Genomic DNA, 14,281 nt, shown 5'->3' with positions numbered 1-14,281 from the left:
CCTGGCCGCCGGGGCGGCCGCGGCCGAGGGCGCGTGGGGCGCCGTCGCCCTGCGCCTCGCGGTGGCCGCGGCGTGGGCCGGGCTGGCGCTGGCCCTGTGGCACCTGGCCATCCGCCGCACCGTGGAGCCGCGAGCAGCGTCCGGCTCGGCCGCGCCGGCCCGGCGCGGCGGCCGTCCGGCGGACCTGCGCTGGCTGGGGCGTCCGGCCACCAGTGCGCGCACGGCGATCGCCGCTCGCTGCCAGCACTACTGGTTCGCCGACCCCCGGTACCTGGCCAGCCTGGTGATCATCCCGCTGCTCTTCGTGCTGTTCTGGTTCATGTCCTCCACGGTGGGCGAGGGCAGTCCGGTCCTGCTGCTGCTCATGGGCCCGGTGACCGCGTGGGCGCTGGGCTACTCGCTCTCGGCGGACATCGGCTACGACCACACCGCCTTCCACCACCACGTCCTCGCCGGCGTCCGGGGTGCGGACGACCGCTGGGGCCGCGTCCTCGGCCTGTTCGGCTGGGGCCTGCCGCTCGCCGTCGTGGTGACCGTGGCCACCGTGGCGGCGACCGGGGACTGGGTCCTGCTGCCCGCCCTGCTCGGGGTGTCACTCGGGCTCCTGGGTGCGTGCACGGGGCTCTCGAGCCTGGTCTCGGCCCGCTGGGTGTACCCCGTGCCCAAGCCGGGGGACAGCCCGCTGAAGACCCCGCAGGGGGCCGCGGCCCGCACGGCGCTCGTGCAGGGCGTCTCGATGCTCGCCACCGCCGTCCTCGCGGTCCCGATGGCCGTCCCGTTCATCGCTCTGTTGGCCACCCGGGCGAGCGTGTGGTCCTGGGTGACCCTCGTCGTCGGCGTCGGGTGGGGCGCGCTCGCCCTGTGGCTGGGCGTCCGCTGGGGCGCGGCCTGGTACGACCGCGCGCAGGCCGAGACCCTGCAGGCCGTGAAGGCGTGGTGAGCGGTCGGTAGGATCGGGGCCATGAGCATCTCCGATCCCCTCCAGGCCGATCCGCTGACCCCCTCCGGCGGGGGCACCTCCGTGCTGGAGCGCGCAGAGCAGCTCCAGGACGTCGAGCCCGGGGACCACGAGCGCTTCGCGCACTACGTCCGCAAGGAGAAGATCATGGAGTCGGCGCTCTCGGGCGCCCCCGTGATCGCCCTGTGCGGCAAGGTGTGGGTGCCGGGCCGGGACCCCCAGAAGTTCCCCGTCTGCCCCCTGTGCAAGGAGATCTACGACGGCCTGCGCGACCCGCAGGACGGCGACGACGCCGGCTCGGGCGGCGGCAAGCGCGGCGGGTTCTTCGGTCGCTCCCGTGGCTGAGGGCCGCTCCGAGACGAGCGGCGCGCCCACCCCGGACGGCATCCAGCCGGACCTGTTCCACGTCGGCGAGGACCTCCCGCCGGCGCTGCCCGAGCGCGCCGCGTGGGGCACCGCACCCAAGCTGCGCCAGTGGCAGCAGGAGGCGTTGGAGAAGTACCTGCGGGAGGCGCCCCAGGACTTCCTCGCGGTGGCCACCCCGGGCGCGGGCAAGACCACCTTCGCCCTGCGCGTGGCCAAGATCCTGATGGACTCCGGCGTGGTGCAGCGGCTCACCGTGGTGGCTCCCACCGACCACCTCAAGCGGCAGTGGGCGGACAACGCCGCCCGCGTGGGCCTGGCGATCGACCCGAACTTCAAGAACGCCGACGGGCGCCACGGGGCCGAATACCGCGGCGTGGCCCTGACGTACGCGCAGGTGGCGAACAAGCCCGTCCTGCACCGCAACCGCACCGAGGCCGCCAAGACGCTCGTGATCCTGGACGAGATCCACCACGGCGGCGACGCCCGCAGCTGGGGCGAGGGCATCCGGGAGGCGTTCGAGCCCGCCGCCCGCCGGCTGTCCCTGACGGGCACCCCCTTCCGCTCGGACGACGCCTACATCCCGTTCGTCCGGTACGAGAAGGGCGCGGACGGCTTCGAGCGCTCGAGGGCGGACTACACGTACGGCTACGGCCCGGCTCTGCGGGACCATGTGGTGCGGCCGGTGATCTTCCTGGCCTACTCCGGGCAGATGCGGTGGAAGACCTCCACCGGCGAGGTCATGGAGGCCCAGCTCGGCGAGGCCGCGACCAAGGACATCACCGCCTCGGCCTGGCGCACCGCACTGGACCCGGCGGGCGAGTGGATCCCCTCGGTGCTGCGCGCCGCGGACCGACGCCTCACCGAGATCCGCCGGGGCATCCCCGACGCCGGCGGCCTCGTGATCGCCTCCGACCACGAGGATGCCCGCGCCTACGCGGCCCAGCTGCAGGCGCTCACCGGCCAGGCCCCGGCCGTGATCCTCTCGGACGACAAGGGCGCCTCGGACCGGATCGAGGAGTTCGCCGCCTCCGACGAGCGGTGGATGGTGGCGGTGCGCATGGTGTCCGAGGGCGTGGACGTGCCCCGGCTGTGCGTCGGCGTGTACGCCACCAGCACCTCCACCCCGCTGTTCTTCGCCCAGGCCGTGGGGCGCTTCGTGCGCTCGCGGCGGCGCGGCGAGGTGGCCTCCGTGTTCCTGCCGTCCGTGCCGCAGCTGATGCTGCTGGCCAATGAGATGGAGCTCGAGCGGGACCACGCCCTGGACCGCCGGGAGGGCGCGGTCACGGCGGAGGAGCTCGAGGACCTCTCCCAGGCCCCCGAGGAGGACCTGATCGCGGAGGCGAACCGGGCCGAGCGCGGCTCGGAGACCCTCACGCGGGCCTCGTTCGAGGCGCTCGAGTCCCGTGCCAGCTTCGACAAGGTCCTGTTCGACGGCGGCGAGTTCGGCCTCGGCGGGGACGTCGGCTCCGAGGAGGAGCTGGACTTCCTCGGCATCCCCGGCCTGCTGGACGCCGAGCAGGTCTCGGAGCTGCTGCGCCAGCGCCAGAACGAGCAGATCCGGCGCAAGCCGGCCGCCGCGCCGCAGGAGAGCCGCGACGTCGTCGACCACCGGCGCATGAAGGAGCTGCGGGCCGAGCTGTCCACGACGGTCTCGGCGTGGTCCGCGCGCTCCGGCCAGCCCCACGGCGTGATCCACAACCGGCTGCGGGAGATCTCCGGCGGCCCGGCCGTGGCGCAGGCCTCGCGGGAGCAGCTGGAGAAGCGGCTGGAGACGCTGCGCGGGTGGTTCGTCGGGCGCCGGTGAGGGCGCCGGGATCCTCCGGCGCCCGCCGGGTTCAGTCGCCCGCGCGCAGCAGCGCGCCGGCGGCCTCCATCTCGTGGAGTGCGGCCTCGCCCGCGGCGTCGTCGACGGCGGCCACGAGGTCCGTGCGGACGGTCACCTCGTACCCGGCCTCGAGGGCGTCGAGAACGGTGGCGCGCACGCAGTGGTCGGTGGCCAGGCCCACGACGGTGACGGCGTCCACGTCCGCGGCGCGGAGCCAGTCGTCGAGGGAGTCGCCGTCGTCGGCCGCGTGGGCGGCCCCGCGCGTGGCGCCGTACGGGCCGGCCGGGGCCGAGTCCTCCTCGCCCGAGCGGACGGTGTCCGGATCGCCCGCGGCGCCGTCGAAGCCGGAGTAGCCGTCCCCGTGCTGGCCCTTGAGGAACTCCGCGTCGATCTCGAGGTCCTCGGCGGACAGGTCCGGGTGCAGCTCGGCGCCCGGGGTGCCGGCCACGCAGTGCACGGGCCACGTGCGCACGTAGTCCGGCTCGGCGTCGCGGTCCTCGAGGGAGGCGGCGGCGAAGTGCCCGGCCGGGTCCACGTGCCAGTCGCGTGTGGTGACCACGGCGGCGTAGTCCTCGCGGGCCTCGTTGACGTGGTCGGCGATCGCCGCGGCGACGTCGGCCCCGCCGGCCACGGCGAGGGCGCCGCCCTCGCAGAAGTCGTTCTGCACGTCCACGATCACGAGGGCGCGGTTCTGCTCGGTCATGTCAGTCCTCCTGGAAGATCGTCGGGATGAGGGCCTCGCCGGGCTGCAGACGGGCGGCGGCCCGGGGCAGCTCGGCGAGGGAGGCGGCGTGGCGCTCGGCGGCGCGGGTGACGGCCTCCGGTCCGGTCCAGCCCTCCTGCAGCTCGCCGTCCTGGACGAAGGTGTGCAGCAGGGGGCGGTCGTCGGCGTCGGCCGCAGGCGCGCGGTTCACGCCCACCAGCTCGGCCACGGCGCGGCCCCGGGCGTCCCGGCGGCGGACGGCCTGCTTGCGGCCGCCGTGGGACGTCTTGCCCGAGGACGCCTTCGCCACATCCACCCAGGTGCCGTCGTCGTCCTGGCGGGCCACGAGCTTGTACACCATGGAGGCGGTCGGGGCACCGGAGCCGGTGACCAGACGCGTGCCGACGCCGTAGGAGGCCACCGGCGCCGAGCGCAGGGAGGCGATCGCGTACTCGTCCAGGTCGGAGGTGACCATGATCCCGGTCTCCGTGTTGCCGAGGGAGTCGAGCAGCTCGCGGACCTCGTGGGCCTGCTGAACGAGGTCGCCGGAGTCCAGGCGGACGTTGCGCAGCTGGCGGCCGGCCACCTCGACGGCGGTCCGCACGCCCTGCTCGATGTCGTAGGTGTCCACGAGCAGCGTGGTGTCCCGGCCGAGGGCCGCGACCTGCGCCTCGAACGCCGCGCGCTCGGAGTCGTGCAGCAGGGTGAAGGAGTGGGCGGCGGTGCCCACGGTCGGCGCCCCGTACCGGCGGCCGGCCTCCAGGTTGGAGGTGGCGGCGAAGCCGGCGATCACCGCGGCGCGGGCGGCGGCCACGGCGGCCTCCTCGTGGATGCGGCGGGCGCCCATCTCGATGCACGGACGGCCCTGGGCTGCGGAGGTCATGCGGGAGGCGGCGGAGGCCACGGCGGAGTCGTAGTTGAGGATGGACAGCAGGTAGGTCTCCAGGATGCAGGCCTCGGCGAAGGTCGACTCGACCTGCAGGACGGGGGAGTGCGGGAAGTACGCCTCGCCCTCGGCGTAGCCCACGACGTCGCCCGAGAAGCGGAAGTCCGCCAGCCACTGCAGGGTCGCGTCGTCCACCACGGCGTGGTCCGCGAGGAAGTCGATCTCGGGCGTGGCGAACCGGAACCGGGAGAGCCCCTCGAGCGCGCGGCCCGTGCCGGCGACCACGCCGTACCGGCGGCCCTCGGGCAGGCGGCGGGTGAACAGCTCGAACCGGCTGCGCCGCTCCGCGGTGCCCGCCCGGCGCGCCGCGCAGAGCATGGTCAGCTCGTAGTGGTCGGTCATCAGGGCCGTGGGGATGCGCCAGTCGTCCGCGGCGGGGGAGGTGCGGGGGGTGTTCTCGCTCACGCCGCCAGGCTAGCCCACGGGTCGCGGGCCGTCGGGACGGGTGCCGCTTCCGTATGCTGGTCCGCATGTCCCGCCCGCCCGCCCACGTCGTCGCCCCCGCCCGGCCCGTCCGCGCCGCCCACGGGGCAGAGGAGGCCGGGGGCTCGGACACCGCCCTGCTGGAGCGCCCGCACGAGCACCACGCGCTGGCCCGCCCCTGGAACGTGGTGGTGTGGAACGACCCGGTGAACCTGATGAGCTACGTCGCCTACGTCTTCCGGTCCCACTTCGGCTACTCCGCGGCCCGGGCCAAGGCGCTCATGCTCGAGGTGCACGAGCGCGGGCGCGCCGTGGTGTTCACCGGCGGCCGCGAGGTGGCCGAGGGCCATGTGAACGCGATGCACGGGTTCGGCCTGTGGGCCACGCTCGAGCAGGGCGAGGACTGAGGGGGCGGCGGTGGCACAGCGATTCCGGTGGACGCGGCGCGGATACGTGGCCGAGCTCGAGAAGGCCGAGGTGCGCCTGCTGCGGGGCCTCGTCAAGGACGTGGTGACCCTCCTGGAGAACCGGCAGGACGAGGTCCTCCCGGAGACGTCCGGGCCGGGCGAGGACGCGGTCGGCCCGGCCCCGGCGTCGCAGGGCGACCGCGCGAGCCAGCCCGCCGCGGACGCCTCCGACGCCGCCTTCTGGGCGCTCGTGGGCGGGATGGAGCTGGACGCGGAGTCCGCCGAGGAGCGCCCCGCCCCGCAGGACCCCGCGGTGGCGCGGCTGCTGCCGGACGCCATGCCCCACGCGGCCGAGCACGAGCGGACCCGGCAGCGCGCTCTCACCGAGGACGCCCTCACCACGGCCAAGCTCGACGACGCCCGCCGCGCCCTCGAGGCGCTGCGCTCCACGCGGGTCACCGTGCCCCACGACCAGGCCCCCTCCTTCGGGCGGGCCCTGAACGACGTGCGCCTGGTGCTTGCCGTCCGGCTCGGGATCGAGACGGACGAGGACGCCCGCCGCGTGCACGCGGTGGACGACTGGCGCCACGCACAGGACGTGGAGGCCACCATGGCGCTGCTGTACAACTTCACCACCTGGCTGCAGGAGACCCTGATGGACGAGATGCTGTCCGAGCTGCCCGAGGACTCCCGGGAGACGGGACCGGAGGGGACGGACGCATGAGCGGCCCGACCTCCGCCCCGGCCACCGGGGCCACGGCGGCCTCGCCGATCGGGATCTTCGACTCCGGCGTCGGCGGCCTCACCGTGGCACGCGCGATCATGGACCAGCTGCCCCACGAGCCCGTGATGTACGTGGGGGACACCGCCCACGCGCCGTACGGGCCGCGCCCGATCGCCCAGGTGAGGGCCCTCGCCCTCGGGATCATGGACGAGCTCGTGGAGGCCGGCGTCAAGGCGCTCGTGATCGCGTGCAACTCGGCCTCGGCGGCCGTGCTGCGCGATGCGCGGGAGCGCTACACCGGGCGGCTCGGCATCCCCGTCGTCGAGGTCATCCAGCCGGCCGTGCGGCGGGCCGTGGCCGCCACGCGCAACGGGCGGATCGGCGTGATCGGCACGCAGGCCACCGTGGGCTCGCGCGCGTACGAGGACTCGTTCTCCGCGGCCCCGCACCTGCAGGTCGTCTCCGCGGCCTGCCCGCGGTTCGTAGAGTTCGTGGAGGCCGGGATCACCACGGGCCCCGAGCTCCTGGCGACCGCGGAGGAGTACGTGGCCCCCCTGCAGGCGGCAGGCGTGGACACCCTGGTCCTGGGCTGCACCCACTATCCGCTGCTCACGGGCGCGCTGTCCCTGGTGATGGGGGACGACGTCACGCTCGTGTCCTCCGCCGAGGAGACGGCCAAGGACCTGTACCGGGCGCTGGTGCGGCACGGCCTCGAGCACCCGCACTCGGCCGCCGGGTCCGCCGCGGCCCCGCAGCACCGGTTCGCCGCCACCGGCGACCCCGAGCACTTCCAGGCGCTGGCCCGCCGGTTCCTCGGCCCCGAGGTCGGACAGGTCCGCCGCATCGACACGGTGCGCGAGCGCTACCCCACCGCGGCGCTCACGGCGCTGACCCCGGACGTGCTGGCCAGGCTGCGGGCCGAGATGGAGCAGGAGGCCGCCCAGTGAAGCTGACCGTCATCGGGGCCTCTGGCTCCTTCCCCGGGCCGGGCTCGCCCGCCTCGTGCTACCTCGTCACCGCCGACGGGCCGGACGGCGTCGGCGGCACCCGCCCCTGGCGCGTCCTGCTGGACCTGGGCAACGGCTCCCTCGGGGTGCTCCAGCGGTACATCGACCTGGAGCAGCTCGACGGGGTCCTGCTCTCCCATCTGCATCCGGACCACTGCATGGACCTGTGCGGCCTGCACGTGGCCGTGCGGTGGAACCCCGCGGGCTGGCACGCCGGCCGGATCCCCGTCTACGGGCCCGCCGCCACCGCCACGCGGATCGCGGAGGCGTACGGCATGGCGCCCGAGCCCGGCATGCACCCGGACTTCGACTTCCGCACGTGGCGGCCGCGCCGCACCGAACGGCTCGGCCCGTTCCGCCTCACCCCGCACCCGGTGCGTCACCCGATCGACGAGGCCTACGCGCTGCGCCTGGAGGTGGACGAGCCCGGCGAGGACGGCGCCCCCGTGACGCGTGTGCTGACCTACTCCGGGGACACGGACACATGCGAGGGCCTCGTCGAGGCGGCCCGGGACGCGGACGTGTTCCTGTGCGAGGCCGCCTTCCAGGAGGGTCGCGACGACCACATCGACGGCGTCCACCTCACCGGCCTGCGCGCCGGTCAGATGGCCGCGCAGGCCGGGGCGAGGAAGCTGTTGCTGACCCACCTGCCGGTCTGGAACGACCCCCAGCAGGCGGCCCTCGAGGCGCGTCGCGCGTACGAGGGGCCGCTCGCCGTCGCCGTGGCGGGGCTGAGCTACGGCGTCTGAGGCCCCCGCCTAGACTGGCGGCATGACCGACGCCTCGCTGAGCCCCCGCACGCCCGTGACCCGTCAGGACGGCCGCGCCGTCGACGAGCTGCGCCCCATCACCATCACCCGCGGGTTCTCCCGCCAGGCCGAGGGCTCCGCCCTGGTGGAGTTCGGCGGGACCCGCGTGCTGTGCACCGCCTCCTTCACGCAGGGCGTCCCGCGCTGGCTCAAGGGCGAGGGCACCGGCTGGGTCACCGCCGAGTACGCCATGCTCCCGCGGGCCACCTCCGAGCGGAACCAGCGCGAGTCCGTGAAGGGCAGGATCGGCGGCCGCACCCACGAGATCTCCCGGCTGATCGGCCGCTCGCTGCGCGCCGTGATCGACCTCGCCGCGCTCGGGGAGAACACGATCGTCCTGGACTGCGATGTCCTCGACGCCGACGGCGGCACCCGCACCGCGTCCATCACCGGCGCCTACGTGGCCCTCGCCGAGGCCGTGGCCTGGGCCCGCCGCGAGGGCGTCCTGAAGAAGGACGCCCGCGTGCTCACCGACTCGGTGGCCGCGGTGTCCGTGGGGATCGTGGACGGCGCCGCCCTGCTGGACCTGCCCTACGTGGAGGACGTGCGCGCGGAGACGGACATGAACGTCGTGGTCACGGGCTCCGGTCGGTTCGTCGAGGTGCAGGGCACCGCCGAGGGCGCCCCCTTCGACCGCGCCGAGCTGGACGCCCTCCTGGACCTCGCCCTGGCCGGCACCGCCGAGCTCGCCCGCATCCAGGCCGAGACCCTCGCGGGGGACGCCGAGGGGCGCGCATGAGCGCCGCGGGCAGGGTCCCGGCCGGCGCCCGCGTGGTCCTGGCCACCCACAACCAGGGCAAGGTGCGCGAGCTGCGCTCCCTGCTCGCCGAGGCGCTGCCGGGCATGGACGTGGAGACGGCCGTGCTGGACGCCGGCGCCGTGGGCGCACCGGACGTGGTGGAGGACGGGGTCACCTTCGAGGCCAACGCGCGGAAGAAGGCCCGCGCCGTGGCCGAGCACACCGGGCTGGTGGCCGTGGCCGACGACTCCGGCCTGGCCGTGGACGTCCTCGGCGGTGCGCCCGGGATCTTCTCCGCCCGCTGGGCCGGGCGCCACGGCGACGACCGCGCCAACCTCGAGCTCCTGCTCGCGCAGCTGCACGACGTCCCGGATGAGCACCGCACGGCCGCGTTCGTGTGCGCCGCCGCGCTCGCGGTCCCGGCGGGGGCCTCCGGCCCGGCGCGCGAGCACGTGGAGCTGGGCCGCATGCCCGGCACCCTGCTGCGCGAGCCCGTGGGCACGGGAGGCTTCGGCTACGACCCAATCCTGCGGCCCGAGGGCCAGGACCGCTCCACCGCGCAGCTCGACGCGGCGGAGAAGAACGCGATCAGCCACCGCGGGCGGGCATTCCGGGCCCTGCTGCCCCACCTGGTGGCAGCGCTCGAGTCGCGCCCGTGACCGCGGGGCCCGGCCCGGCGCGGCCGTGGGGGCCGCCGGCGCAGCCGAGCCTGGACTTCACGGCGATCGACTTCGAGACCGCCAACGGCTTCCGCGGCTCGGCCTGCGCGGTGGGCCTCGTGCGCGTGCGCGACGGGAGGATGACGGAGCGGGCGGCGTGGCTCATGCGTCCCCCGGCAGGGTTCGACCGGTTCGACCCGCGCAACACCCGCATCCACGGCATCCGCCCCGAGCAGGTGGCGGACGCCCCGCGGTTCGCGGAGGTCCACGAGCGGATCGCGGACTTCGTGGGCTCGGACGTGCTCGTGGCGCACAACGCGGCCTTCGACGTCGGAGTGATCGAGTCGGGTCTGGAGGTGTCCGGGCGGGACGTGCCCTCCTACGACTACGCCTGCAGCCTCACGCTCGCCCGCCGGGTGTACCGCCTGGCCTCCTACGCCCTGCCCTCCGCCGCGCGGGAGGCCGGCTTCACGCCGGGGCGGCACCACGACGCGCTCGCCGATGCCGAGGCGTGCGCTGCGATCCTGATCGACATCGGGGCCCGGACCTGCGCCCGCGGCGAGGCGTCCGTGGACGCGGTGCTGGCCGCCCAGGGGCTGCGCCGCAGCACCCTGCCGGCGCGGGCCGCGGGGCAGGGACGGGAGTCCCGCGCCACCCGGCAGGCCCGCCTGCAGCCGGGCCTGTTCGACGCCACCGTGCCCCTCGCGGACGAGCGCGACCTGCCGGACCCCATGCGCTGGCCGGACGAGGGTGTGAACCCCGAGCCCGCCACGGACGCGGATCCCGCCCATCCGCTGTACGGGCAGACCGTGGTGTTCACCGGCGGGATCGGCATGTCGCGGCAGGACGCCAAGCGCCGCGCGGCCGCGCACGGCGCCCGCACGGCCAACCGGGTGACCGCGCAGACCACCGTCCTGGTGGTGGGGGACGGGTTCTCGGCCGCGGACCTGGCCGCGGTCGGGGACGGCCCGTGGGACGGCGAGGCACGAGGACCCGCGGCGGTCCCGGTCAGCTCCGCCCTCGGCCACCGCAAGACCCGCGACGCGCTCGCCCGGCGCGCCCGCGGCCAGCGCCTGGCGCTCGTGTCCGAGGGGGAGTTCCTCCGGATGGTCGACGGCGACAGGCCCGCCGCGCCGGGGTGACGCGACCCGCGGGGTCGCCGTGGCCCTGCGTCGGGACCGCCTGGCGCGGTCAGGACGTGGCGCCCACCCACCGACGCACGGCCTCGGCCAGCACGTCCCGCTCGCGGATCCAGCCGGGCACGGCGGAGGCCGCTGCCTCGGCGTCCACGGCCGCGTCCGCACGGCCGAGCACGGCCACGCCGTGCCGCGCGCCCAGCAGCTGGCCCGCGAGAGACGCCGTCGAGTCCGAGTCGCCGCCGTGGTTCACGCCGATCCGCAGGGCGAGGGCCAGCGCGGCGGCCGGATCCGCGGTCCGCGCCCGGCCGACGAGCGCGGCGTAGACCGCGATCGCCAGGGCCTCCTCGGCCACCCAGCCCGCGCCGAGGGCCGACGGGAGCGTGCCGGGGGCCCCGGCGTCGTGCGGGGCGTCCGCAGCGGCCGCCACCGCCGCGTCCAGGGCGGCGGCGGTCTCCGCCCCGTCCGCCCCGACCGTGTCCAGCCAGGACCGGGCATGGGCCACCGCCTCCGCCAGCTCCCGGCCGCGGAACAGCGCGGACACCGTCAGGGCGTACGCCGCGGCCGCGGTCCATGCGGTGGGGTGGCCGTGGGTGAGCACGGCGCCCTGACGGGCCAGCGAGACGACGTGCCGGTCCTCCAGCCCCGGGACCATGCCGTACGGGGCGGAGCGCATGACCGTGCCGCAGCCCTTCGATCCGGGGTTCCGCGGGTCCCCGGGCAGGCCCATCGCGGCCGTGTCGAGGCCGGACAGGCAGGCGTTCCCCGGGGCCCGCCGGACACGCAGCTCCGGATGGGCGTCGATCCACCGGTCCGGGGCGGGGGGCGCGCCCTCGGGCAGCGCGCCCGTCTGGGTCCGGTGCCACCGCAGGCAGGCCAGCCACACGCACGCCGCCGGGTCCGCGGCCTGGCCCGCGTTCTGCCACTCGATCCACTCGAGCAGGCCGTCCAGCACGAAGAGGGTCAGCTGCGTGTCGTCGGAGACGGGCAGGTCCCGCCCGCCCGTCACGGCGAGCAGGGCGTCGGCGTCGGTGAGGCCCTCGGCGCCGAGCCGGGCGCGGATCGCGGGGACGTCGTCGAACTCGACGACGTAGCCCAGGGCGTCGCCGACGGCGCCGGCCGCGAGGACGCCGGCGACGCGGGAGGGGTGGGCGACGGCGGGGGCGTCCGGGGCGGAGGAGTCGTTCATGCGGTCCATCGTAGGGAGCGCGGGGACCGGTCGCCCGCGGCGGACGCCCCTGTCCGGTCCGGCCCGTTCCTAGAGTGGGTCCCATGCTCCTGCTGCACACCTCCGACTGGCACATCGGCCGCTCCTTCCACGGGACGGGGCTGCTCGAGTCCCAGCGCGCCGTCATGGCCCAGCTCGTGGACACCGTCCGCGAGCGCGGCGTGGACGCCGTCCTCGTGGCCGGGGACGTCTACGACCGCGCCCTGCCCCCGGCCGATGCCGTCCGTCTGCTGGACGAGACCCTCGCCGCGATCCGGGCCGCCGGGGCGCAGGTGGTGATGACCAGCGGCAACCACGACTCCGCGGTGCGCCTCGGGTTCGGGGGCGCCCTGATGGCCGGCTCCGGAGTGCACCTGCGCACGGACCCGGACCGTCTCGCCGAGCCCGTGCTGCTCGAGGGGCGGGACGGGGAGCGGGCGGCGGTCTACGGGGTCCCGTACCTCGAGCCGCGCCACCTGGGGCAGGCATGGGGCGTGGACCAGCACCACACGCCCGTGATGCGGGAGGCCGTGCGCCGCGTCCGGGAGGATCTCGACGCGCGGCGGGCGGGCCCCGGGGCCGGCCCCGTCGCCTCGATCGTCCTGGCCCACCTCTTCGCGGCCGGCGGCGCGGGGAGCGAGGGGGAGCGGGACATCGGCGCGGGCGAGCAGCTCGACGGTGCGGGGCAGGACCCCGAGGCGCTCGTCGGCACGCTCGGCCAGGTGCCGGTGAGCGTCTTCGACGGGCTGGACTACGTGGCCCTGGGGCACCTGCACGGGCGGCAGACCATGGCGCCGCACGTCCGCTACTCCGGCTCCCCGCTGCCCTACTCCTTCGGGGAGTGGCGGCAGGACAAGGGCGGCTGGCTGGTGCACGTCGCCGGAGGCGAGGTCACGCTGATCGAAGAGGTCGACTGGCCCGGCGGCCGGCAGCTCGCGGTGCTGGCCGGCCCGATCGCCGGGCTACTCGAGTCCGCCGAGCACGCGTGGGCGGAGGACCGCTGGGTCCAGGTCACCGTCACGGACGACGAGCGTCCGGAGAAGGCCCTGGAGCGGCTCCGCTCCCGCTTCCCGCACGTGCTCGTGTTCCGGCACGAGCCCGCGGGCGGTCGGCGCGTCCGTGAGCGGACCTACGCCCAGGCCCTGCGAGACGCCCCGTCGGACCTGGTGCTGACCACCGGCTTCGTCCACCATGTGCGCGAGCGCGCGGCCACGGACGAGGAGACGGCCCTGCTGGACGCGGCCCTGCAGGCCGCCCGCACGAAGGAGACGCAGGCATGAGGATCCACCGCATGCGCTTGACGGGCATCGGCCCGTACGCCGACACCCAGGACGTCGACTTCGAGGCGCTCAACAGCGCCGGGCTCTTCCTGCTCGACGGGCCCACCGGTGCGGGCAAGTCCACCATCCTGTCCGCCCTCTGCTACGCCCTGTACGGCTCGGTGCCCGGCGGGCGCTCGCCCGAGTCCCTCGTGACCACGCTGCGTCCGCCGGGGACGGTGGCCCCCGAGGTGCTCGTCGAGCTCACCGTCCAGGGCCGCCGGTTCGAGGTGTCCCGCTCTCCGCGCCACGCCCGCCGGAAGAAGCGCGGCACCGGCACCACCACGACCCAGGCGTCCGCGTCCCTGCGCGAGCAGCGGGACGGGGAGTGGGGCGCCCCGCTGACCCGCGCCGACGAGGTGGGGCAGCAGATCGGCTCCGTCATGCACCTGGACGCCGAGCAGTTCATGCAGGTCGTCATGCTGCCGCAGGGGCAGTTCGCGCGGTTCCTCACGGCGAGGTCGGACGAGCGCCGGGACCTGCTGCGCCGCCTCTTCGGCACCCAGCGCTTCGACGGCGTCGAGGAGCACCTCAAGGCCGAGGCCTCCCGGCTCGACGCGCGGGTGGCGGCGGACGCCCGGATCGCGCAGAGCGCCCGGGACCAGCTGCGCGAGCTCGCCCGCGAGGAGCTCGGAGAGGACTGGCACGCGCCGGCACCCCACCCGGAGGAGGACGGGGACCTGATGCGCCTGGCGTCCGAGCGCGCCGACGCCGCCCATGCGACGGCGCGGGCCCGGCAGGACGAGGCGGTGGCCGCCGAGCGGGACGCCCGCGCGGCGCTCGAGCGTCTGCGCCGTGTCGACCGGGCGCTGCGGGCGGCCGGGGACTGGGCCGAGCGGGACCGGGCGCATCGGGCCGGAGCCGAGGGCGCCGCGGCGGAGCGCACGGCCCTCGAGGACCATCGGCGTGCCGAGGCCGTCGTGACCGCGGCCGACCGGGCGGAGCGGTCCCGTGCCGCCGCGGAGGCGGCCGACGTGCGGGGCGCCGCGGCCCAGGAGGGTTCTCCAGGATCCCGAGGAACTTCGTCGAGCGGTACGACCGGCGCATGTCCTT

At 75.7% G+C, this 14,281-nt stretch carries 14 protein-coding genes and 1 pseudogene; 12 read left to right on the top strand and 3 right to left on the bottom strand.

From position 1 onward, the window contains the following. The 3 genes and pseudogenes from MA879_RS11520 to MA879_RS11510 form a co-directional block, all read left to right on the top strand. Positions 1–940, top strand: a pseudogene (locus MA879_RS11520) (Tat (twin-arginine translocation) pathway signal sequence); the annotation flags it as partial. Between the two features lie 21 nt (positions 941–961). Beyond that, positions 962–1,303 carry a DUF3039 domain-containing protein gene (locus MA879_RS11515; RefSeq protein WP_248126593.1) on the top strand — a complete coding sequence of 114 codons (342 nt, stop codon included), beginning with the start codon at positions 962–964 and terminating at the stop codon, positions 1,301–1,303. Continuing rightward, positions 1,296–3,128, top strand: a complete 1,833-nt coding sequence (locus tag MA879_RS11510) for a DEAD/DEAH box helicase (RefSeq protein ID WP_418001251.1) — start codon at positions 1,296–1,298, stop codon at positions 3,126–3,128. Before MA879_RS11515 ends, MA879_RS11510 begins: the two co-directional genes overlap by 8 nt. A 31-nt stretch (positions 3,129–3,159) precedes the next feature. On the opposite strand, the gene MA879_RS11505 is transcribed toward MA879_RS11510, so the two are convergent. Then, entirely contained in the window at positions 3,160–3,852 is a 693-nt protein-coding gene (locus tag MA879_RS11505) for an isochorismatase family protein (RefSeq protein ID WP_248126590.1), read from the bottom strand. 1 nt (position 3,853) lies between these two features. Then, positions 3,854–5,203: a nicotinate phosphoribosyltransferase gene (locus tag MA879_RS11500; RefSeq protein WP_248126587.1), complete on the bottom strand. Its 1,350-nt coding sequence runs from the start codon at positions 5,201–5,203 to the stop codon at positions 3,854–3,856. A gap of 65 nt (positions 5,204–5,268) precedes the next feature. Here MA879_RS11500 and clpS point away from each other — a divergent pair, with 65 nt between their 5' ends. From clpS to MA879_RS11465, 7 genes are read left to right on the top strand one after another with little or no spacing between them, the layout of a single operon-like run. Further along, on the top strand, positions 5,269–5,628 hold the full coding sequence (gene clpS / locus MA879_RS11495) for an ATP-dependent Clp protease adapter ClpS (RefSeq protein WP_248126584.1): 360 nt from the start codon (positions 5,269–5,271) through the stop codon (positions 5,626–5,628). A gap of 10 nt (positions 5,629–5,638) precedes the next feature. Further along, positions 5,639–6,352 (top strand): DUF2017 family protein, encoded by a 714-nt coding sequence (locus MA879_RS11490; protein WP_248126581.1) that lies wholly within the window; start codon positions 5,639–5,641, stop codon positions 6,350–6,352. After that, positions 6,349–7,299 carry a glutamate racemase gene (gene murI, locus MA879_RS11485; protein ID WP_248126578.1) on the top strand — a complete coding sequence of 317 codons (951 nt, stop codon included), beginning with the start codon at positions 6,349–6,351 and terminating at the stop codon, positions 7,297–7,299. The genes MA879_RS11490 and murI overlap by 4 nt, the downstream gene beginning before the upstream one ends. Then, the gene (locus MA879_RS11480) at positions 7,296–8,108 is read left to right on the top strand and encodes an MBL fold metallo-hydrolase (RefSeq protein ID WP_248126575.1); all 813 of its coding nucleotides are present in this window, start codon (positions 7,296–7,298) and stop codon (positions 8,106–8,108) included. Before murI ends, MA879_RS11480 begins: the two co-directional genes overlap by 4 nt. 22 nt (positions 8,109–8,130) lie before the next feature. Next, complete coding sequence (gene rph / locus MA879_RS11475) at positions 8,131–8,907, top strand: ribonuclease PH (RefSeq protein WP_248126572.1); 777 nt, start codon at positions 8,131–8,133, stop codon at positions 8,905–8,907. Beyond that, on the top strand, positions 8,904–9,566 hold the full coding sequence (rdgB, locus tag MA879_RS11470; RefSeq protein ID WP_248126569.1) for an RdgB/HAM1 family non-canonical purine NTP pyrophosphatase: 663 nt from the start codon (positions 8,904–8,906) through the stop codon (positions 9,564–9,566). Before rph ends, rdgB begins: the two co-directional genes overlap by 4 nt. Continuing rightward, complete coding sequence (locus MA879_RS11465) at positions 9,563–10,708, top strand: 3'-5' exonuclease (RefSeq protein ID WP_248126566.1); 1,146 nt, start codon at positions 9,563–9,565, stop codon at positions 10,706–10,708. The genes rdgB and MA879_RS11465 overlap by 4 nt, the downstream gene beginning before the upstream one ends. Before the next feature lie 49 nt (positions 10,709–10,757). Here MA879_RS11465 and MA879_RS11460 read toward each other — a convergent pair whose 3' ends face one another. Continuing rightward, positions 10,758–11,891, bottom strand: a complete 1,134-nt coding sequence (locus MA879_RS11460) for an ADP-ribosylglycohydrolase family protein (RefSeq protein WP_248126563.1) — start codon at positions 11,889–11,891, stop codon at positions 10,758–10,760. Positions 11,892–11,974: 83 nt separating this feature from the next. Here MA879_RS11460 and MA879_RS11455 point away from each other — a divergent pair, with 83 nt between their 5' ends. Then, positions 11,975–13,189: an exonuclease SbcCD subunit D gene (locus MA879_RS11455; RefSeq protein WP_248126560.1), complete on the top strand. Its 1,215-nt coding sequence runs from the start codon at positions 11,975–11,977 to the stop codon at positions 13,187–13,189. After that, the coding region (locus tag MA879_RS11450; protein ID WP_248126557.1) for an AAA family ATPase at positions 13,186–14,281 on the top strand (1,096 nt) is incomplete at its 3' end. The genes MA879_RS11455 and MA879_RS11450, both read left to right, overlap by 4 nt.

This window comes from Micrococcus lacusdianchii (assembly GCF_023155805.1).
Classification (GTDB): domain Bacteria; phylum Actinomycetota; class Actinomycetes; order Actinomycetales; family Micrococcaceae; genus Micrococcus; species Micrococcus lacusdianchii.
This window is presented reverse-complemented; position numbering and strand designations above follow the sequence as displayed.

What these genes read in the sequence shown, in the direction of transcription:
- MA879_RS11515 (WP_248126593.1), top strand. Translation starts at nt 962, where the DNA reads ATGAGCATCTCCGATCCCCTCCAGGCCGATCCGCTGACCCCCTCCGGC.
- MA879_RS11460 (WP_248126563.1), bottom strand. Translation starts at nt 11,891, where the DNA reads ATGAACGACTCCTCCGCCCCGGACGCCCCCGCCGTCGCCCACCCCTCC.
- rdgB (WP_248126569.1), top strand. Translation starts at nt 8,904, where the DNA reads ATGAGCGCCGCGGGCAGGGTCCCGGCCGGCGCCCGCGTGGTCCTGGCC.
- murI (WP_248126578.1), top strand. Translation starts at nt 6,349, where the DNA reads ATGAGCGGCCCGACCTCCGCCCCGGCCACCGGGGCCACGGCGGCCTCG.
- MA879_RS11505 (WP_248126590.1), bottom strand. Translation starts at nt 3,852, where the DNA reads ATGACCGAGCAGAACCGCGCCCTCGTGATCGTGGACGTGCAGAACGAC.
- MA879_RS11455 (WP_248126560.1), top strand. Translation starts at nt 11,975, where the DNA reads ATGCTCCTGCTGCACACCTCCGACTGGCACATCGGCCGCTCCTTCCAC.
- clpS (WP_248126584.1), top strand. Translation starts at nt 5,269, where the DNA reads ATGTCCCGCCCGCCCGCCCACGTCGTCGCCCCCGCCCGGCCCGTCCGC.
- rph (WP_248126572.1), top strand. Translation starts at nt 8,131, where the DNA reads ATGACCGACGCCTCGCTGAGCCCCCGCACGCCCGTGACCCGTCAGGAC.